22 protein-coding genes and 1 pseudogene are annotated in these 24,327 nt (G+C 70.9%); 9 read left to right on the forward strand and 14 right to left on the reverse strand.

Going from position 1 to position 24,327, the window contains the following annotated elements; genetic code table 11:
* The first annotated feature begins 294 nt into the window (after positions 1-294).
* Genes IG99_RS29830 through IG99_RS49720 form a run of 3 tightly spaced genes read left to right on the forward strand, consistent with a single transcriptional unit; the run spans position 295 to position 2,894 of the window.
* Positions 295-2,358, forward strand: a complete 2,064-nt coding sequence (locus tag IG99_RS29830) for a DUF4158 domain-containing protein (RefSeq protein ID WP_078947980.1) — start codon at positions 295-297, stop codon at positions 2,356-2,358.
* Positions 2,355-2,549, forward strand: a complete 195-nt coding sequence (locus IG99_RS49715; RefSeq protein WP_199815632.1) for a hypothetical protein — start codon at positions 2,355-2,357, stop codon at positions 2,547-2,549. The genes IG99_RS29830 and IG99_RS49715 overlap by 4 nt, the downstream gene beginning before the upstream one ends.
* A 60-nt stretch (positions 2,550-2,609) precedes the next feature.
* The gene (locus IG99_RS49720; protein ID WP_051866058.1) at positions 2,610-2,894 is read left to right on the forward strand and encodes a hypothetical protein; all 285 of its coding nucleotides are present in this window, start codon (positions 2,610-2,612) and stop codon (positions 2,892-2,894) included.
* A gap of 90 nt (positions 2,895-2,984) precedes the next feature.
* On the opposite strand, the gene IG99_RS29840 is transcribed toward IG99_RS49720, so the two are convergent.
* A complete protein-coding gene (locus tag IG99_RS29840; protein WP_037679226.1) occupies positions 2,985-3,374 on the reverse strand; it encodes a VOC family protein in 390 nt (129 codons plus the stop codon).
* 88 nt (positions 3,375-3,462) lie between these two features.
* On the opposite strand from IG99_RS29840, the gene IG99_RS29845 reads away from it, so the two are divergent.
* Positions 3,463-4,233, forward strand: coding sequence for a TetR/AcrR family transcriptional regulator (locus IG99_RS29845; protein WP_037679228.1), 771 nt, complete (start codon positions 3,463-3,465; stop codon positions 4,231-4,233).
* 135 nt (positions 4,234-4,368) lie between these two features.
* On the opposite strand, the gene IG99_RS29850 is transcribed toward IG99_RS29845, so the two are convergent.
* The 4 genes from IG99_RS29850 to IG99_RS51450 all read right to left on the reverse strand — a co-directional run bounded on the left by IG99_RS29850 (position 4,369) and on the right by IG99_RS51450 (position 6,562).
* Positions 4,369-4,716: a YciI family protein gene (locus IG99_RS29850; protein WP_037679233.1), complete on the reverse strand. Its 348-nt coding sequence runs from the start codon at positions 4,714-4,716 to the stop codon at positions 4,369-4,371.
* A 61-nt stretch (positions 4,717-4,777) separates the two neighbouring features.
* Positions 4,778-5,677: a Vgb family protein gene (locus IG99_RS29855; RefSeq protein ID WP_037679236.1), complete on the reverse strand. Its 900-nt coding sequence runs from the start codon at positions 5,675-5,677 to the stop codon at positions 4,778-4,780.
* Between the two features lie 5 nt (positions 5,678-5,682).
* Positions 5,683-6,339: a CatB-related O-acetyltransferase gene (locus tag IG99_RS29860; RefSeq protein WP_037679239.1), complete on the reverse strand. Its 657-nt coding sequence runs from the start codon at positions 6,337-6,339 to the stop codon at positions 5,683-5,685.
* A gap of 91 nt (positions 6,340-6,430) precedes the next feature.
* Complete coding sequence (locus IG99_RS51450) at positions 6,431-6,562, reverse strand: hypothetical protein (RefSeq protein WP_267882572.1); 132 nt, start codon at positions 6,560-6,562, stop codon at positions 6,431-6,433.
* Positions 6,563-6,617: 55 nt separating this feature from the next.
* On the opposite strand from IG99_RS51450, the gene IG99_RS29865 reads away from it, so the two are divergent.
* Both IG99_RS29865 and IG99_RS29870 read left to right on the forward strand, forming a co-directional pair.
* Positions 6,618-7,205 carry a TetR/AcrR family transcriptional regulator gene (locus IG99_RS29865; RefSeq protein ID WP_037679241.1) on the forward strand — a complete coding sequence of 196 codons (588 nt, stop codon included), beginning with the start codon at positions 6,618-6,620 and terminating at the stop codon, positions 7,203-7,205.
* Between the two features lie 143 nt (positions 7,206-7,348).
* On the forward strand, positions 7,349-8,017 hold the full coding sequence (locus tag IG99_RS29870; RefSeq protein ID WP_037679243.1) for a recombinase family protein: 669 nt from the start codon (positions 7,349-7,351) through the stop codon (positions 8,015-8,017).
* 241 nt (positions 8,018-8,258) lie between these two features.
* Here IG99_RS29870 and IG99_RS29875 read toward each other — a convergent pair whose 3' ends face one another.
* From IG99_RS29875 to IG99_RS29890, 4 genes are all read right to left on the reverse strand, one after another.
* The gene (locus IG99_RS29875; RefSeq protein WP_037679245.1) at positions 8,259-8,684 is read right to left on the reverse strand and encodes a DUF6003 family protein; all 426 of its coding nucleotides are present in this window, start codon (positions 8,682-8,684) and stop codon (positions 8,259-8,261) included.
* 146 nt (positions 8,685-8,830) lie between these two features.
* Complete coding sequence (locus IG99_RS29880) at positions 8,831-9,214, reverse strand: GntR family transcriptional regulator (protein ID WP_037679247.1); 384 nt, start codon at positions 9,212-9,214, stop codon at positions 8,831-8,833.
* Entirely contained in the window at positions 9,207-9,965 is a 759-nt protein-coding gene (locus tag IG99_RS29885; protein ID WP_037679250.1) for a hypothetical protein, read from the reverse strand. Before IG99_RS29885 ends, IG99_RS29880 begins: the two co-directional genes overlap by 8 nt.
* A 144-nt stretch (positions 9,966-10,109) precedes the next feature.
* Positions 10,110-12,008 (reverse strand): CASTOR/POLLUX-related putative ion channel, encoded by a 1,899-nt coding sequence (locus tag IG99_RS29890; RefSeq protein WP_037679251.1) that lies wholly within the window; start codon positions 12,006-12,008, stop codon positions 10,110-10,112.
* A gap of 248 nt (positions 12,009-12,256) precedes the next feature.
* On the opposite strand from IG99_RS29890, the gene IG99_RS29895 reads away from it, so the two are divergent.
* Complete coding sequence (locus tag IG99_RS29895) at positions 12,257-14,278, forward strand: flavin monoamine oxidase family protein (protein WP_037679254.1); 2,022 nt, start codon at positions 12,257-12,259, stop codon at positions 14,276-14,278.
* Positions 14,279-14,370: 92 nt separating this feature from the next.
* Here IG99_RS29895 and IG99_RS29900 read toward each other — a convergent pair whose 3' ends face one another.
* From IG99_RS29900 to IG99_RS29915, 4 genes are all read right to left on the reverse strand, one after another.
* Positions 14,371-15,873 (reverse strand): aldehyde dehydrogenase family protein, encoded by a 1,503-nt coding sequence (locus IG99_RS29900; RefSeq protein ID WP_051866059.1) that lies wholly within the window; start codon positions 15,871-15,873, stop codon positions 14,371-14,373.
* Positions 15,870-16,748: an SDR family NAD(P)-dependent oxidoreductase gene (locus IG99_RS29905; RefSeq protein WP_078947982.1), complete on the reverse strand. Its 879-nt coding sequence runs from the start codon at positions 16,746-16,748 to the stop codon at positions 15,870-15,872. The genes IG99_RS29900 and IG99_RS29905 overlap by 4 nt, the downstream gene beginning before the upstream one ends.
* Complete coding sequence (locus IG99_RS29910; RefSeq protein WP_199815633.1) at positions 16,745-18,091, reverse strand: flavin-containing monooxygenase; 1,347 nt, start codon at positions 18,089-18,091, stop codon at positions 16,745-16,747. The genes IG99_RS29905 and IG99_RS29910 overlap by 4 nt, the downstream gene beginning before the upstream one ends.
* A gap of 72 nt (positions 18,092-18,163) precedes the next feature.
* Positions 18,164-19,396 carry an MFS transporter gene (locus tag IG99_RS29915; RefSeq protein ID WP_078947983.1) on the reverse strand — a complete coding sequence of 411 codons (1,233 nt, stop codon included), beginning with the start codon at positions 19,394-19,396 and terminating at the stop codon, positions 18,164-18,166.
* A 233-nt stretch (positions 19,397-19,629) separates the two neighbouring features.
* Between IG99_RS29915 and IG99_RS29920 the strand changes: the two genes are divergently transcribed.
* Positions 19,630-20,691, forward strand: a complete 1,062-nt coding sequence (locus IG99_RS29920) for an AraC family transcriptional regulator (protein ID WP_037679358.1) — start codon at positions 19,630-19,632, stop codon at positions 20,689-20,691.
* A 326-nt stretch (positions 20,692-21,017) separates the two neighbouring features.
* Here the strand turns inward: IG99_RS29920 and IG99_RS51455 are convergent.
* Positions 21,018-21,230: pseudogene (locus IG99_RS51455) on the reverse strand (AfsR/SARP family transcriptional regulator); the annotation flags it as partial.
* A 340-nt stretch (positions 21,231-21,570) separates the two neighbouring features.
* On the opposite strand from IG99_RS51455, the gene IG99_RS29925 reads away from it, so the two are divergent.
* The gene (locus IG99_RS29925) at positions 21,571-24,315 is read left to right on the forward strand and encodes an alpha/beta hydrolase (RefSeq protein WP_234312013.1); all 2,745 of its coding nucleotides are present in this window, start codon (positions 21,571-21,573) and stop codon (positions 24,313-24,315) included.
* Positions 24,316-24,327 lie beyond the last annotated feature (12 nt).

Genomic DNA, 24,327 nt, shown 5'->3' on the forward strand with positions numbered 1-24,327 from the left:
CCACGGAGGGTTTTCGCGGCGAGGCTGATGAACACCTCAACGCTGACGCGCTGCCGTCAGCCTCCCAGCCGTCCACCCAAGGAAGGACCATGATCAACCCTCGCCTTACTCAAAACGGAGTAAGGCGGGATGAGTTGGACGGACCGCCTCCAGTTGGTCCGCTACGGCCCTGTTCTCGTATAGCTACGGCGAACAGACATGTAGCGCTGCGTGACTGTTGTGGTCGTCGTTTCCCCTCGCTGGGCGTCTCGTTGAGCTGAACGAGTGGTCTCGGGCGGGGGTGGAGGAGCACGGGTGCGGCATGACTGGGAGCCGGAGGACCTGATCGAGGTCTGGACGCTGCTCGAAGACGACATGAAGCGGGTACGGAACAAGTCCGGGGCGACCCGGCTCGGGTTCGCTCTGCTGCTGAAGTTCTTCGAGGTGGAGGCCCGGTTCCCGGAGTCGGTCAAGGAGGTGCCGGCCGCCGCGGTGGAGTACGTGGCCCAGCAGGTGAAGGTTCCGGCCGGAGCGTGGGCGGACTACGACTGGCAGAGCAAGGCGATCCAGCGGCACCGGGGTGAGATCCGGGCGGCGTACGGGTTTCGGGCAAACACCGAGGAGGACCAGGACCGGCTGACGGCGTGGCTGGCGACGGAACTGTGCCCGGTGGAACTGTCGCGTGACCGGCTCGCGGCCGCGGTGGTGGCCCGGTGCCGCAACGACCGCATCGAGCCGCCGGCGCCCGGGCAGGTGCGGCGGCTGGTGGGCAAGGCGGTCAAGGACTTCGAGAAGCGGTTCTGCCGCAGCACGACGGACCGGCTCAGCCACACCACCCGTTCGCGGCTGGAGGGCCTGGTCGTGGGCGACGGCACCGACGAGGGCGCCGATGGTGACGGCGCGGTGGCCGGGGGCGGGCGGGCGCACTTCGCCGAGCTGAAGACGGACCCTGGTGCCCCGGGCCTGGAGAGCCTGCTGGCTGAGGTGAACAAGCTGGAGCGGGTACGGCGGCTGGAGTTGCCCGCGGACCTGTTCGCGGACGTGTCGGAGAAGCTGGTGGACGCCTGGCGGGCGCGGGCGTCGAAGGAGTACCCGGCGAACCTGGAGCGGATGAAGCCGCTGCGGCGGCTGACGCTGCTGGCCACGCTGTGCCATGTCCGGCATACGGAGATCACCGACTCCCTGGTGGACCTGTTCATCCAGCTCGTGCTGAAGATCAACACCCGGGCGGAGCGGAAGGTCGACAAGGAGCTGGGGGCGGAGCTGAAGAAGGTCCGTGGCAAGGAGGCGATGCTGCTGCGGGTGGCGGAGGCGGCGCTGTCGGAGCCGTCCGGCACGGTGCGGCGGGTGATCTTCCCGGTGGTCGGCGGAGAGAAGACGCTCAAGGCCCTGGCGGCGGAGGCCGCGGCGAACGAGGCCCGATACAAGGCCAGGGTCCGCACGGTGCTGCGGTCGTCGTACTCGGCGCACTGGCGGCGGCTGCTCGCGCCGCTGCTGAAGGCGCTGGAGCTGAAGTGCTACAACACCGCCTACCGGCCGGTGATGGACGCGATCGACCTGCTGGGGCGGTACCTGGAGCAGCCGCTGAAGGAGGGCGCGTTCTTCGACCCGGCCGAGACGGTGCCGCTGGACGGGGTGGTCCCGGAGCAGTGGCGGGCAGCGGTCGTGGACGACAAGGGTTGTGTCGAGCGCATCCCGTACGAGCTGTGCGTGCTCGTGGCGCTGCGGGACGCGCTGCGCCGGCGGGAGATCTGGGTGGTGGGCGCGAACCGGTGGCGCAACCCGGAGGACGACCTGCCCGCCGACTTCGAGGACAACCGGGACGTTCACTACGCGGCCCTGGGCCAGCCGCAGGACGCCGGTGAGTTCATCGCCGCGCTTCACGGCAGGCTGCGGGCGCCTTTGGACCGCTTCGACCGCGCCCTGGCCGAGGGCAGCACAGGCGGGGTGGCGATCGTGAAGAAACACGGCGAGCCGTGGATCCGGGTCTCCCCGCGCGGCAAGCAGGACGAGCCGGAGTCCCTGGTGGCGATCAAGGCGGAGATCGAACGGCGCTGGGGCACCATCGACCTGCTGGACATCTTGAAGTACGCCGAGTTCGACACGGACTTCATCGCCGAGTTCACCTCGGTCGCCACCCGCGAGAACCTGTCCAAGGACGTGCTGCGGCGCCGGCTGCTGCTGGTGCTCTTCGGCCTCGGCACCAACATGGGCATCAAGCGGGTCGCGGTGACCGGCAAGCACGGCGAGTCCGAGGCGACGCTGCGCCGGGTGCGGCACCTGTTCGTCAACCGGGCCAACCTGCGCGCCGCGCTGGTGAAGCTGGTGAACGCCACCTTCGCGGGACGAGGCGGCGCCGGCCGGGAGGTGATGCCGTGATTCTAGGCGTGGGCGGCTGGAGCGTTCTGCTCCAGGCGGGCGAAGCCGTCCGCAGCCCGGCCGCCCGCCTCGCCCTCGCGCTCGCGGCCATCCGCGCTCTCCACCTGGACGACGTGGACCTGGGCAACCGCCGGCTCGCCATCGCGGACGCGTTCGACCCATGGACGACCCACCAGACGCTGCTGGCCTAGCTGGACCACCGGCGGCAGCGCTGGCCGAACACCGCCAACTCCCACCTGCTCATCAACCAGATGACCGCGCTGGAGACCGGGCCGGTCAGCGGCTGGTGGATCAAACACGAACTCCACGGCCAGGACGCCCCCCTGGAACGGCTCCGCGTCGACCGCCAGCTCGAAGAAGCCCACGGCCCCGACCCGCTCCACCTCGCCGACGTCTTCGGCCTGGACGAGAAGACCGCGATCCGCTACGCGGATTCCGCACGGCCCTGCTGGAGCAGGCCGCCGAGGTCGGCCCTGTGGAAGCTCCTCGAAAATCCGAAAATCTCCAGGGCCCCTCGCGTTCTCCACCTGATTTGAGGGGCTCAACAACAGATCAGGGCCTCTCCTGGCGGCGGCCCTGTGACCCTGGCTGAGCGTCATCGCTTTGGGGCGCCGCCGCCGGTTGTCTCAGCGGCTGGTTGGCGCGTTCCAGTCGACCAGTTGGACGATGACGCCATTGGGGTCGCGGACCTGAAAGGCGCGCTCGCCCCACTCCTCGTCGGTCAGCCGCATGGTGATCGCGACGCCTTCGGAACGCAGGCGCGCCAGCTCGCCTTCGAGGTCCTCGACGACGAAGGCGAGGATCAGACCTGCGGTGTGCTCGTCGCGCTGGTCTGCCGGGAGGCTCTCCAGCCCCCGCCGCAAAAAGATGACGTTCATGCCCACGTCGTCGCGCGTCAGGGAGGCGAAGCCGTCGGCGGCCATCTCCTCACGGAACCCGAAGTGCTCGACGAGGAAGGCGCTGGAGGCGGGAACATCGTCAACGTTGAGCGACACCGCACTAGAGGTGATCTTCATGGCAACTCCTCCGGAATCACACTGGGCACATTCTCTGTACGCAGTACAATGTACAGCGTACAGAGTCAGGTTGCGAGAGGATGCCCCCGTGCCAAAGGAACGAACCAGCTCGGGCGACCCAGCCCACACCCTGCAACTGTTGTGGCGCGGCTCCTCCCCTGACCGTCGCCGAGGACCGCGACGGGGGCTGAGCATCGACGCGGTGGTCGAGGCTGCCACCGCCATCGCCGACGCTGAAGGCCTGGCCGCGGTGACCATGCGCCGGGTAGCCAAGGAACTCGGCGTGGTGCCGATGACGCTGTACACCTACGTCCCCGGCAAGGCCGAGCTCCTCGACCTCATGCTCGACGCCGCCTACGCCCGCATGCCCCGCACCGACACCACCGGACAGCCCTGGCGCCAACGCGTCACTGCTATCGCCGAGGAGAACAAAGCCCTCTTCGAACGCCACCCATGGGCCGCGGCCGTCTCCACCGTCAGGCCTCCACTGGGGCCGGGGCAGATGTCAAAGTACGAGCACGAACTGTCCGGGCTCGAGGGCCTCGGCCTCAGCGACGTCGAGATGGATGACTGCCTGACCCACCTACTCACCTTCGTACAGGCATGCGCCGTCGCCGTCGCCGACGCCCGCGCCGCACACCACGACAGCGCCCTGAACGACCAACAATGGTGGGAGCTGAACGCCCCACTCCTCGCCCGGGTCCTTGACGAGAACGCCTACCCCACTGCCGTCCGCGTCGGCGCAGCAGCAGGCGCCGCACACAGCAGTGCCTACGACCCCGACCACGTCTACGCCTTCGGCCTGCAACGCGTCCTCGACGCCTTCGCCGCCCTGATCGACCGACGCGGAAACGCGTAGACATCGACTCCATCGCACCGGCACGACGCCGTTGCCCCGTGAGCCGGAGCAGCTGTCGCCAGACGAAGCCGGGCGGCACTACAGAGGCGACCCTGCGGCCGGGCTCTGTGCCGTCGGGCCGGTTCCCGGCGTCGGTCAGGCGGATTCGAAGATCGGGCGAACCTCGACGGTCTCCGGGGTGGGAAGGCTCTTGGCCAGTTCGAAGGCTTCCGCGCGGTCGGCCACCTCGACGATGAACCAGCCGCCGAGGGTCTCCTCGCCGGCGTGCGCGGGCCCGTCGATCAGCGTCGACGTCCCGTCGGCCGCAGTGCGCACCGTCGCGGGCGCGATGCGCTCAGTCTCCAGGGCTTCGCCGCCGACCAGCTTCCCGGCCGCGGCGAGGCCGCCTATCCAGCCCTCGTACTCCTTGCGGTACGCGGCCCGGTCGGCCTGGATCCGGCGGCGCGACTCGTCCGTCTCGAAGATCACGAGTGCGTATTTCATGAGACTTCCTCTCCGGCCGCCGTACGGGCGACCACTGCTGACGGTGTGTGAAGGGGGCTGTTCAGGCGGTGCTGTCCGCCGGGGTGATGCGGGCGAGGGTGCCTATCTCCAGGGCGGTCCACAGGGCGCTGTCGGGGCCGAGGGTGATGCCGTGCGGTTCGGAGTGGGGGGTGGGAAGGTCGTGGACGGTGATGGAGCCGTCGGGGGTGATCGTGCCGACGCGGTTGCCGCCCCATTCGGTGAACCATGCGGTGCCGTGGCCGTCGATGGTGACGGCGTGCGGTCGGGCGGTGCGGTCGGGCAGCGGGAACTCGGTGATCTGCCCGTCGGGAGTGATCCGTCCGATCTGTCCGGCGGCGATCTCGACGAACCAGAGCGCTCCGTCGTGGCCTGCGGCGATCCCGACCGGCGCCGCCGCCTCCGTCGGCAGGGGATGGAGGGTGACAGTACCGTCCATGCCGATCCGCCCGATGGCGTTGGCCCGGTTGAGGGTGAACCACATGCCTCCGTCGCGGCCAGCGGTGATCGCCGAGGGAAACGCGCCGGTGACGGGCAGCGGAAACTCGGTGAGGTGACCGTCGACGGTGATGCGGCCGATACAGTCGGCGGCGGTCTCGGTGAACCACAGCGCGCCGTCGGGTCCCGCCGCGATACCGAACGGCCCGCCGCCGCGCGTCGGCACGTCAAACGCGTCGATGACGCCGTCGGTGGTGATTCGCCCGATCCGGTCCGCCCGGTACTCGGTGAACCACAGCGCGCCGTCGGGGCCGGGTGTGATGACGGTCGGCCCGCTGTCCGGGGCGAGTTGGTGACTCGTCGGCTCCTCGCCGGGGACGAGGCGGCCGATCCGGCCGCTGTGGACGAGGGTGAACCAGAGCGCGCCGTCCGGTCCCGTGGTGAGGGCGTAGGGTCCGGCCGCACTGTCGGCCACCGTGTGTTCTTCGATGGATACCTGGGTCACCTGGCTCAAAGAGACTGCCCCAATCCGTGCTCCTTGGCGATGAGTTCGATGTCGTCAGGGGTTCCGGCCATGATCGTACGAGCGTGTTCGGTGACCAGGTCGGCGGGCCAGTCCCACCAGGCGGCGCGCAGCAGCCGCTCGATGCCGGCGTCGTCGAATCGCCGGCGGATCGGTTTGGCCGGGTTGCCGCCGACGATCGTGTAGGGCGGGATGTCGGCGGTGACCAGGGCGCCAGCCGCGACGATGGCACCGTCACCGATCCGTACGCCGGGCATGACGGTCGCCCGGTACCCGAACCAGACGTCGTTGCCGACCACCGTGTCGCCGCGGCTGGGCATGGCGGTGACGATGTCCAGCGTCCGCTCGGCCCACCGGCCGCCGAACATGGTGAATGGGTACGTCGACACCCCCATCGTCGGATGCTCGGCGCCGGCCATCAGGAACGTGGTTCCCGAGGCGATCGCGCAGTACTTGCCGATGACGAGACGCTCCGGCCCATAGGCGTAGAGGACGTTGCGGTGCTCGAAGTCCGTGGCGCTGTCCGGGTCGTCGTAATACGTGTACTCGCCCACGATGATGTTCGGTGAGGTGACCAGCGGGTTGAGGAACACCACGCGTTCGTGGGCGGGCAGCGGGTGCACGGTGGTCGGGTCAGGGGACAAGGTCGGGGTCCTTTGTGTGGTGGAGGGATGTCGCACACGGTCCTGCCGGGCGTCGCCGGGCCAGGGCCGGATCACCCTGGCCGGTGGGGCTTCAGGTGTTCTCGGGGCTGGGCGGGGTGACCCACTCGATGAACTGGACGATCACACCGCTGGACTCCGTTACCTGGAAGTAGCGTTCCGCGCAGCACGGCACGGGCCGTGCCGCTGAGAAATGGTTGATCAAGAACAGGAGTTTTGTCAACACGGCACGTGCCGTGCCGTTCCCATATGCTGTCGGCATGACTGACCGCCGCGACGACTCCGACCAGCGCACCGAAACGATCATGAGAGCTGCCCTCGACCTCGCCCTGGAGGGCGGTTACGCCAAACTCAGCATCGAGGCGGTCGCGTCCAGGGCGGGAGTGGGCAAGCACACCGTCTACCGGCGCTGGTCCTCCCGAGGTCTGCTCTTCCTCGACGCGGTGCTCAGCCTGAGCACCGACACCCTGAGCCATCCCGACACCGGCGATGTCGTCGCCGACCTGCGCGAGACCATGACAAAGGCCGTCAGCCTGCTCGGCCGGCCCCCCTGGGGTCCGCTCTACCGGGCCCTGATCGGCGAAGCACAGCACGATCCGGAGGTCGCGACTGCGCTCAACCGGCGTTTCATCGAGCCGCAGACGGCCAACACCCTGGAACGCCTCCGAGACGCCAAGGACCAAGGGCAACTCGCACCTGACTTCGACCTGGACCTCGCCTTCGACGTCCTGTCCGGCCCGCTGTACTACAGACTCCTGATCACACAGCAGCCCATCACCCCCGCCTACATCGACCGCGTCCTGCAGGCGGTGTTCGCAGGGATGAGCCCCAGAGCACACAGGCCGTAGCCGACGGAAGCCATCGCGGAAGCTCACCCGCACCGCCCAGGCTCTCGAGTCGTCAAGAAACCCCCAGGGCCTTCAAAAACCCCTTCAAAAACCCGGCTCATTCAACAACCCGCGGCCACCGTTTTCTGACATGATCCGGGGCCATGACCGCCCTCGAACCCGCCGACAGCCCGGACCTCCTCGTCGCCGAACCACTCGTCCGCACCGAAATCAAGATCGGATACGCCCGGGTCTCCACCGGCGGGCAGAAGCTCGAACGACAGCTCGATGCCCTCACCGCCGCCGGATGCCGCGAGATCTTCGCGGACAGGAAGTCCGGCAAGAACGCCCTCCGCCCCGAGCTGAAGGCGTGCCACGCCTTCCTCGACCCCGGCGACACTCTCGTCGTCCCCTCGCTCGACCGCTACGGCCGCAGCCTTCAAGACCTCATCAACATGATCGCCGAACTGCGCGACCGCAGTATCGGCTTCACCTCGCTGCACGAGAACCTGGACACCACCACCCCCGGCGGCCGGCTCGTCTTCCACGTCTTCGCCGCCCTGGCGGAGTTCATCCGCGAGGTCATCGTCATCGGCACCAACGAGGGCCTGGCCGCCGCCCGCGCCCGCGGCCGCGTCGGCGGGCGCCCCAGCGTCGCCACCGAGGAGATCATCCGCGCCGCCCGAGACCTGCTCCCCGACCCGGGCCGCTCCATCACCTCGATCGCCAAGCTGCTCGGCGTCTCCCCGGGCACCCTCTACAACCACATCCCCGACCTGCGCGAACTGCGCGCCGGCGGCGTCCCCCGCCAGCTCGAAGCGCCCTCGCAGTAGGCAGACCCGAGCGTCGCCGATCCTCGCGCGCGCCCGGCCCAGAGCATCACCCTGCGCTACACGTCCTTTCGCCGTAGCTATACGAGAACAGGGCCGCTACCGGGGCACGGACCTCGACGCCCCGTCGGGCACGACCAGGAACTGCGGCAGAACCTGGTCGGGCTGTCGGCCCGGCTCGAAGCCCGTATGCCGTGCGACAGCATCCGTTTTTCGGCGGTCGAGCCGCAGCACCGCCGCGTCGTCAGTCGCCCGCCGCGGCGGTCACCGTGGCGGGATCCACCCCGGTGAGTTCGACGATGCGGTGGGGCGGCACGCCTGCGGCCAGCGCGCGTCCGATCAGGTTGTCCCGGCCGTCCGCGCAGTCGCGGTAGGCGAGCAGCTCCTCCTCCACCCGGGCGAGCGGCTCCGGTGCCATCTGGTGGCGCACCCGGCTCAGTTCCTCGTCACTGAGCGGGACGGGCAACCGTTCCGCTCCGTCGGGCACGGCCGCTGTCTCCTCCGGCGGCAGCAGGCGCAGGTGCGGGGAGGTCGGCGTGCTTCCGTGCGCGTCCAGCCACGCACGTACCGCGGGAGTCTCCATGCACGCGAGATCACCGACGGCTGCGGGGGCCACGCCGAGCGGCGCGGCCGCGTCGTCAAGCAGGAACAGGTAGGCGTCGTCGGTCATCCTCGGCTCCGTCTCAACGGGAAAGCAATCGACGTCCCATTACCCCGGTACGCCCGGATTACCGCCGGGGCCGCCACGGCGAGCACGGTTCCGACGGCCAAGTCCGTGACACCTGGCCGGAGCATCACCGAGTCCCGGCGCGCCCCCTAACCCTGCCGTCCCAGAGCCTCTTGCACCGCCGCCAGGATCGCTTCCGTGCCCGCGCCCGACGCGCGGGCCGCCGCGGTGTAGTCGCGGGTCAGAGTGGTCAGTTGGTCGGGATCGTGGCGGACCGGCTCGACGGGGAGGGCCGCGACCCGGGTGCCGGCGCCGCGGCGGGTGCGGACCAGTTCGGCGGCCTCCAGTTCGCGGTAGGCGCGGGCCACGGTGCCGGGTGCGAGGCCCAGGTCGGCGGCGAGCTGGCGCACGGTCGGCAGGCGTTCGCCCTCGGTCAGCAGGCCGGTGAGGATCAGGGCGGCGAGCTGGGCGCGGATCTGCTCGTACGGCGCGACCTGGCTGGCGGTGTCGATGTGGACGGCGGGTTCACTCATCGTCGACAGCCCTGGGGACCACGATGGTGGAGACGGACCAGCCGAGGGTGAACAGGCTCAGCAGGCCCAGTGGGTAGATCACCAGGGCGGCGACGTTGCCGAGCATTCCGGCGCAGCGGGAGTAGAACAGCACTCTGCCGATCATCCCCAGGACCAGCAGCAGCTGGCTGGAGACGAGCAGACCCCAGGCCGCGGTGATCGCCCAACTGCGGTCGTGCCGCTGCTGGTTGCCGCCGGGCCGGTGGGCGATGCGACGCAGGGCCCAGGCGCAGGCGGCGGTGCCGATGGTGAGGGAGGCGAGGACCGGGGTGGCGTAGTAGAGGCCGGGCCAGGGGGTGAGGTGACGGGTCAGGCCGACGGCGCAGGTGACGGCGAGGGCCCGGCCGGCACGGCCCTGGGTGTCGGCGTCGGCCGCGACGACCCCGATCACCAGCAGGACGGTGAGGCAGGCCGTCTGGAAGACAAGGAGTGGGGCCATCCGGGGTGGTACGTGGTCGCGGACCTGGCGCGGGGCGAGGGCGGCAGTGCGGACCCGGCCCTGCGGGGCGGGAGTGAGCAGGTCGCCGAGCAGCACACCGCCCACCGCGCACAGCCCGAAGGCGGTGACGGCGGACACGAAGGGCATGGACATGCCGTCGCTGTCCATCGTGGCCAGCCCCTGGGCGACCGCCGCGCCGAGTGCCAGTCCCGCCCAACGGGCACACAGGTCGGCGCGGGCCAGGAGTCTGTCAGGCGTGACGGTGTCGATCATGTCGGCCCCCGGTGAAATACTTGTATCAAGTGGCGAGTACAAGATGCGAGGCCATGGCATCTTGTGTCAAGTCCTTGATACAAGTCGTCGGTTCCACTCCGCTCTGTGCCCTGTTTTCTACGGCCTCCGGCCCGACGACTTCCGTCAGTCCCTGCCCACGACGACCACCTCGTCCTCGGACGTCCAGCGGCGTCGCTCGGCTTTGGCCGGGTTGATGCGCACGCCGTAGCCGGGGCCGGTCGACGAGTCGTCGTGGCTTCGGTAGCCGATGGCGCATTCGCCGCGCCGGCGTGCCGCGGCCACGACGGTGGCGAAGGGCGTCTCATGCCCGGGCAGCACGTAGTCGGTGGCCGGGCGCATGCGTACCCCGGTGCCGTCGGCGGAGAACAGCTCCTCGAACACGGCCGCCAAGTGCCGGTTCTGGGAGATCTGGGCCATGAGCAGACCGATGAGCTTGCCGCTGATGATCACGTCGGCTCCGGGGCTGAGGGGGGCCAGTGCCCGGTTGCGGTCGTCGATCAGTTCGGTGACGACCGGCAGTTCGCGCCCGGTGGCCTCCTCCAGTTGACGCAGCAGCAGGAGGGTGACGAGCGTGCGGTTGTCGGGGTCGTCCGGTGGCTGTCCGGGAGCGTGGTCCTGGCCGAGCACGATCACGCTGTCGTAGGAGTGAACGTCCAGGCGGCGCAGGGTCTCGGGCCGGGTGACGTCCCCGTCGTGCAGGGTGAGGGTGAGGTCGGTGCCGCTGTGCGCGTCGGCCTCGTTCACCTGCCGGACCGTCGCTTCACCACCGTCCGCCACCACGTCGACGGCCGATCCGGGCCGGGCCCGGCGGCGCAACTGGTCGACCATGAGCGGCGCTCGGCGGTTCCAGCCCAGCAGCAGGACCCGCTCCGGTCGCGCGGGCGTGGGAGGGCCGGACGCCATGGCCGCCTTCTCGACCAACTCCGCGCAGTCGGCCGGCACGGCGGTGTCGTCGTCACGGGAGATGACGACGAGCAGGTCGTCCGGGGCGATGGACGTGAGGGGCGGCGGGTTGAGCAGGGGGGTGCCTTCGCGCATGATCCCGACGACGCTCGACGTGGGGTAGGACAGCAGCGCGTCTGCGAACGTGCGACCGGTCAGGGACGGCTCGGCGACCAGGTAGAACTCGTCGCCCGCGAAGTCGAGGAGTTCCTGGTGGACGAGGGAGAGTCCGGGACGGCGCGCGGCCTGGACGATCAGCCGGGCGGTGACGGTGTCGCTCTCCAGGATGACGCCTCCGGGTCCGGCGGCGAGACGGGCGGCCAGGCGGTAGCGGTCGTCCCGGACGGCGGCGACGACGGGCGGACGGGTTTTTTCCCCGGCCATGGCCGCTCTGAGCGCCAGCAACGTCTTCACGACCTCGGCGTCGGCATCGGGCTCGTCGTGGGGCAGTACCAGCACGACACCGGCCGTGGCCGGGCTGGTCAGGGTGAGCACGGCCGGGTCGGTGGTGGGGCCGCTGCGGCAGATCAGCCGCGTACGGCCGACAGGGCCCACCTTCGTGCTCAGTGCCTCCTCCATGGCGGTCTTGTCACGGTCGGCCAGCACGGCCACCGCCGCCTGCCGTTGGTTGGCGTTCGCGGCCACCAGCTCGCTCACCACCGTGAAGACCTGCTCCGACCACCCCAGGACCACGGCGTGTCCCTGTTCGAGCACGGTGGAACGGCCCCGTCGCAACGCGGTGAGCCGCTCCGTGAGGGCCGTGGTGATCAGGCCGACGAGCGTCGAGACGTACAGCAGGGCGACCAGTGCGAGCAGCACCGACATCGTCACGCGCAGCGGCGTACCCGTCGCACCGCCCAGGCGCAAGGTCTCCCCGGTGAGGCGCCACACCTGCGCCAGCCGGCCCGTCAATGGCGCCGGCGCGTCGGGGTCGGTCCACACCAGCACCGCACTGGCCGGGACGACGACGGCCAGACACAGCAGCGCCATCCAGCCGACGAGTGCGGAGCCACCGCGGGTCAGCGTGCTGTCGAACCAGTAACGGGCTCTGTCACCGAACCGGGTGTATCGCTGCGCCACCCTTTCCCCCTCTGTCGCCCCGCGCTCTTGGGGCAGTCTGGGAGATCGGTCGCGGCGGCAGACGGAGTTCGCCCGGCATTCATCCCTTCGGGTATCCCGGGCCGTCCACGTCGGCTGACCTGCTGTGGGACGGCCTGCCGCCGGGCGGACCTGTCGCGACGTCAGGGTTTGTCGCGTCTTCGCTCCTTCGTGTCAACGCCGGTGCGAAAGGCGGGTGTCCGGTGGCGGGCGCCAGTACAAAGGCCGCCATGACTGAAGATCACGCGGTGGCGCGTTCAGACGGCGGTCTCTCCCGGCGGAGCTTCGCGGCGGCGGCCGGCACGGCCACGGTGGCGACGGCCCTGACCGGCGGTACCGCCGCGGCCCTGCCCGCACCGGCCGCCCCGACCACCCCGACCGCTCCGACCGCTCCGGCCGAGCGCCGTGGCACCGACTTCGAGCGGTGCCTCGCCGTCGCTCGCGCACTCCTCGTACTGGACTCCGACGGCCGCCCCCTCGTCCCGCGTTACCAGCGCGTCCTCAAGGAGGGGTTGCCCGCTCATCGGCGGGCACGCCCCAAGAACGTCCTGGTCATCGGCGCCGGTCCGGCCGGTCTTGTGGCTGCCCTGCTGCTGAAGCGGGCGGGTCACCGGGTGACCGTGGTGGAGGCCAATGGCAACCGTGCGGGCGGGCGCATCAAGACCTTCCGCAGCGGCGGCCACGAACACGCCGGACAGCCCTTCGCCGATCCCCGCCAGTACGCCGAGGCGGGCGCGATGCGCATCCCGGGCAGCCATCCCCTGGTGATGGAGCTGATCGACCAGTTCGGCCTGAAGAAGCGGCGCTTCCACTACGTCGACGTCGACAGCGAGGGACGTCCCGCCAACCGCACCTGGATCCACGTCAACGGCATCCGCGTGCGGCGCGCCGACTACGCCCGCGCGCCCCGGCGCGTGAACCGGTCCTTCGGCGTTCCCAAGGCGCACTGGGACACCCCGGCCGCCGCCATCCTGCGCTCCGCGCTGGACCCGGTGCGCGACGAGTTCAGTTACGTCGACCGCGAGGGCAAGCGGGTCGGCAAGCCGCTCCCGGAGCGGCTGCGGGGCTGGGCCCGCGTGGTGCAGCGGTTCGGTGACTGGTCGATGTTCCGTTTCCTGACCGAGCACGCCGGGTTCGACGAGCGGACCATCGACCTGATCGGCACGCTGGAGAACCTCACGTCGCGTCTCCCGCTGTCCTTCATCCACAGCTTCATCGGCTCCTCCCTCATCAGCCCCGACACGCCCTTCTACGAGTTGGAGGGCGGCACGGCCGTGCTGCCGGACGCCCTGCTGGAACGCGTGCGCAAGGAGGTGCGGTTCGACCGCCGGGTGACACGCATCGAGTACCACCACCCCGACCGCACGTCGCCGGACACCGAGCACGTCCGGAGCAAGGGTCCGCACGTGTGGGTGGACACCGTCTCCGAGGGCCGCGACGGTCCCGTCGTACGCGAGCAGTTCACCGCGGACGCCGCCGTGGTCACGGTCCCGTTCTCCGGCCTGCGCCACGTCCAGATCGCTCCGCAGATGTCGTACGGCAAGCGTCGCGCGGTGAGCGAACTGCACTACGACAGCGCGACCAAGGTGCTGCTGGAGTTCAGCCGCCGCTGGTGGGAGTTCGACGAGTCCGACTGGAAGCGTGAGCTGAACGCCGTCCGCCCGGGCCTGTACGACGCCTACCGCACCGGCCGCGCCACCGCCGACGGCAGCCTGCTCGGCGCCCACCCCTCCGTGCCCGGCGGGCACATCACAGCGGGTCAGCGCACCCACTACGCCGCCAACCGCGCGATGGCACGCGACCAGCCGGAGGCGGTCGACGTCGTGGGCGGAGGATCGGTGTCGGACAACGCCAACCGGTTCATGTTCCACCCCTCCCACCCGGTCCCGGGCAGCTCCGGTGGTGTGGTCCTGGCCTCCTACAGCTGGGCGGACGACGCGCTGCGCTGGGACTCGCTGGACGACGAGGCACGGTACCCGCACGCCCTGTGCGGCCTCCAGCAGGTCTACGGCCGGCGCATCGAGGTCTTCTACACCGGCGCGGGCCGCACTCAGAGCTGGCTGCGCGACCCCTACGCCTACGGGGAGGCGTCCGTGCTCCTGCCCGGGCAGCACACGGAATTGCTGCCCGCCATCCCCGCGCGCGAAGGCCCGCTGCACTTCGCCGGGGACCACACGTCCGTCAAGCCCGCGTGGATCGAGGGCGCCGTGGAGTCCGCGGTGCGTGCCGCACTGGAGATCCACACGGAGTGAGCCGTGCGGTCGACCGGGCCGCGACGCGGGCGTAGGCTCCGGCGCACCGGCGCCGGGGCCCTCGCTCCCCCGCCTCGCTCCCGCTCGAAGGATCAGCGCGTGCGGATCCAGACCGTCTTCTCCCGGGTCCACTGGTCGAAGGCGTCGGTCGATTTCTCCACGCCGCCGAACCCGGACTGTTTCCAGCCGCCGAAGGGTGTGGTGATGTCGCCCTCGCTGTAGGCGTTGACGGAGATCACGCCGGCCTGGACGCCGCGTGCCAACCGGAGGGCGGTGTCGAGGTCGCGGGTCCACACCGATGCGGCGAGGCCGTATTCCGTGGCGTTCGCCAGGTACAGCGCCTCGTCCTCGGAGGTGAAGGTCTGGACGGTGACGACGGGGCCGAACAGTTCCCTGGTGAGGACATCGCTGCCGTCGGGCGCGTGGGTGATCACGGTGGGCGGGTAGTAGGCCCCGCGCTGCGGCAGGCCGTGCGGCAGCCCTCCGGTGTGGACGCGGGCTCCCCCGGCACGTGCGGCTTCCACCGCCGCCGCGACCCGGTCGAAGGCCGCCCGGTCGATCAGCGGTCCCACCTGGGTGCGGGGGTCCGCGGGATCGCCGATGAACAGGCGCTTCGCGGCGGTCGTGAACCGGTCCAGCACCTCGTCGGCGATGCTGTGGTGGACCAGGACGCGGGAGCCGGCCGTGCAGTTCTGCCCCATGGTCAGGAACGCGGCCTGGGTCATGTGGTCGATGAGCTCGTCGCCGTAGGCGAGCGCGTCGGCCATCAGTATCTGGGGGCTCTTGCCGCCCATCTCCAGCGAGACGCGCTTGAAGTTGGTGTCGGCCGCGTCCTTGAGGATCCGGCGCCCGGTCTCGTTGGAGCCGGTGAACGAGAGGGCGCCCACGACGGGGCTGCGGGCCAGGGCGGCGCCGGTGACGGAGCCATGGCCGGTCAGGACCGTGAACACCCCCTCGGGGAGGCCGGCCTCGGCGGCGAGGCCGGCCAGGTGCAGGGCCGAGCGCGGGGTCGCCTCGGCGGGCTTGACCAGCAGGCAGTTGCCCGCGGCGAGGGCGGGACCGACCTTCCACGCGGTCATGGCCAGCGGGTAGTTCCAGGGCAGGATCGCCGCCGCCACCCCGACCGGTTCCCGGCTCATCAGTCCCAGGCCGTCCGGTCCGCCGGGTGCGATCCTGCCGAACACCTTGTCGGCCGCCTCGGCGAACCAGCGGATCGTCTCGACGGCACCGGGTACGTCGCCGGTGAGGCACTCCGTGATCGGCTTTCCGGCGTCCTCGCTGTCCATCCGGGCCAGGATCCCGGTGTCGCGTTCCATCAGGTCGGCGAGGCGCAGCAGCACCGCGCCGCGCTCCCGGACCGGCAGCCGCGACCACACGCCTGATGCGAAGACCCGCTGTGCCCGCTCGGCGGCCTTGGTCACGGCTTCTGCGCTCGTGGCCGGCACAGTGGTGATCAGCTGTCCGGTGGCCGGGTTGACGACGCTCAGCGTGCCGGGGCTCTCGACGGCGGTCCGCCTCGTGGGGCTCTCGACGGCGGTCCGCCTCGTGGGGCTCTCGACGGCGGTCGGCTCGGTGGGGCGCTCCACGGCGGTCATTTCTCCTCCACCAGTTCCCAGTGTCCGTCGATGTGCCGTGCCAGCCCCCGGCGGCGCAGTTCCTCGAGGTAGCGGGCCATGCCGCGCTCGCCCCTCTGGCGGAACAGGGGGAACAGCTTCGGCAGCAGGTTCGGCGCCAGCATCGCGAGCCGGACCAGACGGGACTCACCGGTCCGGGGGTAGGCCTCCAGGCGGGGTTTGTCGAGCAGGGCCACCACGGCCGCCACGACGTCGGCGGGCTGCTGCGGCGGGTCCTGGAACTGCATGGAGTTCCCGCCGTCGACGGCCTCCTGGCGCAGCATCCGGGTGTCGGTCGCCGATGGCAGCACCGACCCGGCCAGGATGCCCTTGCTCCTCAGGTCGAGCCCGAGGGCGAGCATCGCCCCGCGCAGTCCGAACTTCGAGGCCGTGTAGATCGGGGTCTCGCCCAGCGGGAAGATCCCGCCGAGGGAGACGGTGGTGACCACGCGGGCGTCCCGGGAGGCCCGCAGCAGCGGGATCGCGATCCTGGTGGTGACCAGCGGCGAGGTCAGGTTGAGGGTGATCTCCTGCTCGATGCTCTCGACGCTGCGCACGTCGAAGCGTTCGGCGCTGGTCATTCCCACGTTGTTGACGAGCACGTCGAGGCGACCGTACGCGTGCGCGACCTGGTCGAAGAGGTCCTCCACCTGGGCCCGGTCCACGAGGTCGCAGCCGATGGCGGTGTGGCCGGTGCCGGGGAGATCGGCGGCGACCTGCTTGGCGCGGGCGGCGTCGATGTCGACGACCACGCAACTGGCGCCCCCGGCGGCGAAGCGGCGGCACATCGCGCTGCCGATCCCGCCGGCGCCGCCGGTCACCAGCATGACCTTGTCACGGAAGTCGAAGCCGCTCACGACACCGCCTCCACGCCCCGCAGGGACCGCACGCGCGGCGGCCGGCCTTCGGTCCGCCAGCCCATCTCGGCGGCGATCCTGGCAAGGTGCTTCACGAGGGCGGCGCTGTCGACGTATCCGGTGTGCCGGGGTGAGTCGACGAACTTGATGCCGCCGGAGAGGTCCGGGCGGTCGGTACGGATCAGGCCGGCGAAGCGTTCCGCGTTCGGCAGCCCCTGCCCCGCGTCGTGGATGTGCCCGGCGATCAGCTGGGCCTGGGTGTCGAAGAGCCGGTAGGCGCCGGAGTTGGTTTCGACGAAGCCGACTCCGCACAGGCCCGTGTGCTCGCGGGAGAACGACGACAGGTACAGGTCGGGGTGCTGCTCGTCGCCGAAGTACTTCTGCGCGACCGGCACCTTGTGGACGTAGCCGGTGGCCAGCAGGATCAGGTCGAAGTCGTCGCGGGTGCCGTCCGTGAAGTGGACCGTCCTGCCGTCGGTGCGGGCTATCCCGGGTTTGGCGGTGATGTCGCCGTGCTGGAGGTGGTGGATCAGCATCGAGTTGATCGCGGGGTGGGTCTCGAAGAGCTTGTGGTCCGGCTTCGGGAGGCCCAGGCGCGTCGGGTCGCCGTTGAGGATCCGCAGGAGAGTTCCGAAGACGCGCTGCGCCAGCCACATCGGCAGGTGTGGTCCGTCATTGGCGATGGTGTCCACGGGCCGCCCGAAGAGGTGCTTGGGGATGAACCAGTAGCCGCGGCGCATGCTGATCACCGCGTGGTCCGCGCTGCGGGCCGCGTCGCAGGCGATGTCGCAGCCGGAGTTTCCGGCTCCCACGACCAGGACCCGCTTGCCGCGCACTTCCTCCGCGCTGCGGTAGCCGACCGTATGGCGGACCTCGCCGGTGAAGTTCCCGGGCAGCTCCGGGACGTTGGGGTGCCACTGGGCTCCCGTGCAGACCACGACCTGGCCGTGCACGGTCTGCCGCCCGTCGGCCCGGGTGACCACCCAGGTGCCGTCGGCGTTCTTCTCGACACTTTCGACCTCGACGCCGAACTGGATTCGCTCCGTCAATCCGTAGGCGTCGGCGAACGATTTCAGATACGAAAGGATCTGCCAGTGCGGGGGGTAGTCGGCGAATTCCTCGGGCATGGGAAAACCTCCGAAGCCCGAGAGTGTCCTGCTGGAAATGAAGTGGGCCGACTCGTACATCGGGCTGCCGGGGTTGTCGATGTCCCAGATACCGCCGGGCCCGGTGTGACGCTCGAGATGCGTGTACGGTAGATTCCGCTCCATCAGGGCTCTGGCGACCGCCAGGCCGGCAGGCCCCGCCCCGATCACGCACGTGTCGTACTGAACATTTCCCATGAGCCAGTTCCTTTTTCCAGCCGTTCGCGGTCCCATTCCTGAAGGGCTGGAAGGAACCTATTCATCCGCCGTTCAGCGAGAAATGGCCGGTGCGGTCAGAGAAGGGGCCTGGGCGGCCAGGCGGAAGGATCGTGCCGTCGCCAGGAGTGCGAGGACGAGTGCGGCGGGTATCGCGAAGGCGAGTCGGAAGTGGCCGGCGGACCCGAGGATTCCGCTGGCGGCCCCTCCGGCGAGCACACCGATGTAGTTGAAGACGTTCAAACGGGCCAGGACCGCTTCGGTCGCCCCCGGTCGCAGGCGTCCGGCGGAGGCGAGGCACAGGGGGACGAGTGCGGAGACCCCGAGCCCGGTGCACGCGGCGGCCAGCACCGCGTACGGCCAGGCGGGGGCGGCCGCCAATCCGGCCATGGCCGTGGCGGTGAGCAGGGTGGCGGCACGGATCACGGCCGCCGGGCCGATCGTGCGGACGAGGCGGTCGGCGCAGGCCCGCCCGGTGACGGTGCCGACCTGGTAGGCCGCGTAGGCCAGGGGTGCGAGGGACAGCGCGGTGTCCAGGGTCTGGTGGAGGTAGAGCGTCGACCACGACGAGACCGTGGAGTCGATGACATAGGCGACCAGGAGGACCAGGCCGAACGGGGCGAGCTCGGCCCACGGTCCCCGGCCGAGCGCGACGGTCTCCTCGCGGCCTGGCACGGCGGATGGCGCCTCGGGGGACAGCGGGTGCGCGCGGACGGTGAGGGCGAGGGCCAGGACCAGGCCGGCCTGCGCGGTCAGGGTGTACTGGGCGGGCCAGCCGAGGCGAGCCGTGGCCGCGGTCAGCAGGGCGGCTGCGACGCCGGCCGCGCTCCAGGCGGCGTAGAACGAGGCGAACACGCTCCGGCCGTAGTGGCGTTCGACGGCTGAGGCCCGGGTGTTCGCCGACACGTCGATGCAGCCCAGCGCCATGCCGAACAACCCGTAGGAGACCGCGACCACGGGCCGGCTGGGAGCCCAGCCGATCAGCAGCAGAGCCGCGGCGGTCGACACGACGGCGGCCCGCATGGCCGCGACGAGCCCCAGACGTCGGATCACGGTCAGCCCGGCGAAGCTGCCGATGCCCGCGCTCAACGCGACGGCCACGACGAGTACGGTCATCGTCAGCGGGGAGAGCGAGAGACGTTCCTTGACGGCGGGCACCGTGGTGGACACCGAGGCCACCGCTGCTCCCTGGGCGGCGAACACCGTCGCCACCGTCCGACGTGCCGCCGCGAGCGGGCTCCGGCGTGCGGCTCGTCGCGGAGCCGGGGTCTGAAGAGGTGCGGTCATGGTGAGCCTTCGTTCCGTGCGCTCCCCCGCCGGTTGTCCCGTGCGTCACGGACGGCGGGGCGGGCGGGTTTCTCGCGAGAGATGGCGGGTTTGCGCACAAGGTAGGGAGGGCGCAACGGCCGTGTGCAGCGCGTCAGCGGCCGAAATGGGGGCTCCGGCGGCCACGCCCGCGACAGGCGGGGCCCCGGCTGCTTAGAGTGAAGCGAGAAACACCCTGGTGAGAGGGGATGCGGATGCCCGATGCTCCCGCTCCGGTCACGTCTGCGGGAACGAGCCGCAGCACCTCGGCCACCATCGCGCCGAACATCCTCCGCTACCTCGCCCGGGTCGCCGACGGGTACGGCGTCGACCTCCAGCCACTGCTGACCCGGGTCGGGCTGGACCCGACGGTGATGGGCTCCGCCGCGCTACGGGTCTCCTACCGGCAGGGCAGTGAGGTGATCCGCCGGGCGGTGGAGCTGACCGGGGACGAGCACCTGGGGCTGCGGGTGGGCGCGGCGCAGCACCTGACCGCCTGGGGGCTGCTCGGCTTCGCCATGATGGCCGCCGACACCATTCAGGACGCCATCGAGACCGGCGTGCGCTTTCAGAACCTCTCCGGAGCGATGACGGTGTGGTCGGCCGGCTGGGAGGACGCCGGCTACGTGTTGCGCGCCGATCTGCCGGATCCCGCGCTGGATCCGACCGTCGGCGTCTTCCTGACCGAGGAGGCGTACTCCAGCGTCGTCACCCTCACCCGTCTGAGCATCGGCGCCGCGTTCGCCCCGCAGGCGGTCGAGTTCGCCGCCCCCGCCCCGCGCGACACACGACCGTTCGACGACCTGTTCCGCTGCCCGCTGCGCTTCGCCGCCACCGGCAACCGCATGGTGATCCCCGCTCGCTGGGCCCGCGCGGCCATGCCGGGGCGGGACCCCATCAGCTACGCGTCGGCGCTTGATGTGCTGGAGGAGCAGATGGCGTCCCGGCGCGACCAGCAGGAGCTGCTCGAGGTGCTGGAGATCTCCATCGCGCAGGGCCTCCCGGCCGTCCCCTCGTTCTCCGAGCAGGCCCGCAGGCACGCGTCCAGCGAACGCACCCTGCGCCGTCGCCTGGCCGAGTGCGGCACCACGTACGAGGCGGTCGTCGACGGGGTGCGCCGCGAGCAGGTCGAACAGCTGCTGCGGCGACCGGAACTGACGCTCCGTGACATCACGCGCCAGGCGGGCTTCGCCGACGCCAGCGCACTGCGGCGGGCGGTGCGCCGGTGGCACGGAGCGACTCCGCTCGAACTGCGCACGGAACTGCTGGGGCGGTAGGCGTGTGCCGGTGCGTGAAAGAGTTCCGGGCTCAGAAGCCGCCCAGTTGCTTGCGCAGGGCCTCTTTGATCTTTCCCTGGACGACCTTCCGCAGGCGTGCATCCTCCCCGCCTCGTCGGTGAGGAGGACGAAGTCGTCCATGAGGACGATCTCGCGGGACGCAGACGATGTGGTCGGCGGTGAGGGATCGTCGGGCGCGGGGCGGTTGTCCAGGACATCGACACCGCCCCCCGCGGCCACCACCTCCTTCTGCACGGGGTCGCTCGGGGTGCGGTCGCGGAGCCAGGTGACGCGTCCGCCCGGCCCTCGACCGGCGAGGAGAACACGGCGCGCAGCCTCGACACGTAACCCTGCAGGGTGTTGACGGCACTGGCCGGTTCGCGGCCCTCCCACACCCGGTCCACCAAGGACGAGGTCGGCACCATGCGCCCCCGGCCGAGGAGCAGCACCGACAGCACGGCACGCTGCCTGGCTCCCCCACCGGCCCCGACCGCCCGGCGAAACGCACGTCCGGCGGCCCGAGGACCCTCAGTTCCCATCTCCTCGCGCCCACTTGTCGGTCAATCCCCCTCCGACGCGCTCGCGCACACCGCTTTCTCAACTGCCCCTCATTCTCGTCAAGTTACCGGCGGCATGAATTACGGCCCATGACACCCCCGGCCCATCGAGCCCGCGTTTCCACGCTCTCCCGCGCACGACAGGCAGGAGAAACAAGCCCTGATCGGGCGTCGACGACGCCGACATCGACCACACCAACGGCAGACAACCCCCAGACACCCACCCCGCGTCCTAGGTGACGCGAGAGACGCCCGGGACCGACGGGACGTCTGCGCTCGGGTTCTGAGGAGTGGATCATTGATCCGTGCCCGGCGAATATGTGTGACCGCCGTGACGGTGCTGGCGGCCCTGGCGGGCTCGCCCGGACCGGCACAGGCTGAGCAGCCGCACGCGGTGGAGCCGTTACGCGCGACGGACGACAACCCGTTCCCACCGGGGTGGCGGATCGACGGGGAGGGCGGGACGCGTGAGCTGGTCTGGCGCGCGCCGAAGGCCGTTCCCATGGGGGACGCGCGGGTCGAGTTCCGTACCGGTGACCGGCTGCTCGGGGTACCGAAGCCGGCGAGGGACGGGCGGACCTTCCGGCTCGCCCTCGGCGAGACGCGGCCCAAGCAGCTGAAGCATCTCCAAGTGACGGCCGCGGGACGCCGACTGGACACGGCGGCCGACGACACGCACAGGTCCGGCTCGCGCGTGGCACGGATGCCCGCGCAGGCGCCGGCGAACGGCGTTGATCCGGGCAGACCCGGCCCGTACCGCACGGTCACCGGGGAGTACGACCTCGATCCGGTGCGCCTGCCCGGGTACGCCACCCCGGTGGAGATGACCGCCGAGGTGGTGGCGCCGAAGGGTGCCACCGGCAGCCGGCCGCTGGCGCTGTTCCTGCACGGCCGCCACGGCACCTGCTACAAGCCGGGTTCCGAGGACGACGTGACCGGCGACTGGCCCTGTGCGGACGGCTACAAGCCGATCCCGAGCCACCTGGGCCATCTGCGCGACCAGCAACTGCTGGCCTCCCAGGGCTATGTGACGGTGTCGATCTCGGCGAACGGCATCAACGCCCAGGACCTGGAGACCGAGGACGCCGGGGCGCAGGCGCGTTCCTCGCTGGTACGGCAGCACCTCGCCCGCTGGGCCGACTGGAGCACCCATCGCTCCTTGGCCCCGGCCGTCGTACGCGCGGCGGCGAAGGCGGACCTCTCCCGTGTCCTGCTCGTCGGCCACTCGCGCGGTGGCGAGGGCGTCAACCGGGCCGCCATGGACAGCCTCTACCCGCCGCAGGCCGCCGAGGACGGCTACCGGGGCCCGGTGCGCTGGAAGGTGCGCGGGACCGTGCTCATCGGCCCGACGATCTACGGCCGGAACCCGGTCGCCGACGTGCCGTCGGTGACGCTGCTGCCGGGCTGCGACGGCGACGTGTCGGACCTGCAGGGCGAGGACTTCGTCGACGGGACGCGCGGGATCAGCCGGGGCACGGCACTGCACAGCGCGGTCTACCTCGTCGGCGCCAACCACAACTACTTCAACAGCGAGTGGACCCCGGGCGAGGCCGTCGCACCGGCCAGGGACGACTTCCGGGACGACCCGGAGCAGCCGGACCCGGTGTGCGCGCCGGGTGCCGCGACCCGGCTGAACGCCGCCCAGCAGCACAAGGCGGGCGCCACGTACATCGCCGCCGCGGCCCGGCTCTTCCTCGCCGGGGACGACCGGGTGCGTCCGCTGCTCGACGGTTCCGGAAAGCGGGCCCCGTCCGCGGACCCCGCCCGGGTGCTGACCCACGCGGTCGGCGGCCGCCGCGACGGTGGTTTCCTGCCGGACGGCGGGGCGAAGGTGAGCGGCGCCCGGCTGTGTTCGGCGATCGACCCGGACCCGGCCGTGGCCTGCCTGGACCCGGAGACCCCCGGGTCGTCCCCGCACTTCGCCTCCTGGGAGACGGAACAGGAGACCGGCCGCGGCGCGGTGGACCTGAAGTGGTCGGCACCGGGTAGGGCCGCGCGTATCACTCCGGCCGAGCCGCTCTCCCTGCGCGGCTCACAGAAGCTCGCGCTGAGGGTCTTCGTCCCGCCGAACACCACCGGCACCAAGTTCGACGTGTCCGTCACCGACTCGCGGAACCGCCGGGTCACGCTGGGCCGGGTCGAGGTGGCGGGGCTGCCGGGCTCCGCCGCCACCGCGTCCTACTGGGCGCAGGAGCTGCGCGTCCCGCTGTCGGCCGCGACCCGGGCCGGACTCGATCTCAGGCATGTCAAGTCCCTGGATCTGACGCCCCGTTCGCGGTCCGGGCGGGCCTGGCTGATGGACGCATGGGGCTGGGCGCCCGGCACTCCGGCAGTGCAGGCGGCCGCGCTGCCGCGTGTCGACGTGGGCCGCACGATCGTCAAGGAGGGCGACTCGGGCACCCGCACCTACCGGGTCCCGGTCGAGATCTCCGGGCACGGCAGCGGGCAGGTCCGCGTGTATGTCCTCGACCCGGACGGCGGCCGGGCCGAGAGCAGGCTCGTGACCGTACGGCCCGGCAGCGACGCGGTCGACGTGCCGGTCGAGGTGAAGGGCGACACGGCCTACGGCGACGACGTGGAGCACGACATCGCCGTCAAGGCCGTGCGGGGCGCCGTCGTCGGCCGGTACCGGGGCGGGGTCACCGTCGAGAACGACGACCCCGAGCAGGTGATCACCCTGTCGCCGGTCAAGGACCGGGTGACCGAGGGCGAGACGCTGACCTGGCGTATGTCCGTGGACGTGCCCACGGCGGTGGACATCTGGCAACCGGTGCGGGTGCTTCCCGTCACCGAGGGCGCCGAGCTGTCGACCAAGGACGTCGACCCGCAGTGGCTCAAGGACTCGTCCGGTGACGTGCCCGACCCGGAGCGGCCGCTGTCCGAGGCGCGCCTGTGGGTGTGGCTGAACATCCCTCCCGGGAGTACCGGCGTGGACTTCGTCGTGCCGATCGTGCGGGATCGGGCGGCCGAGCCCACCGAGTCGATGCGCCTCGCGCTGACCGACCGCCACGCCGAGCCGCTGCCCGACGGTCCGGTGCTGACGGGGACGGTGCTCGACAAGCCGTAGCCACGAGGTACG

It is taken from the genome of Streptomyces griseus subsp. griseus (genome assembly GCF_000720255.1).
GTDB classification, from domain to species: Bacteria; Actinomycetota; Actinomycetes; order Streptomycetales; family Streptomycetaceae; genus Streptomyces; species Streptomyces griseus_I.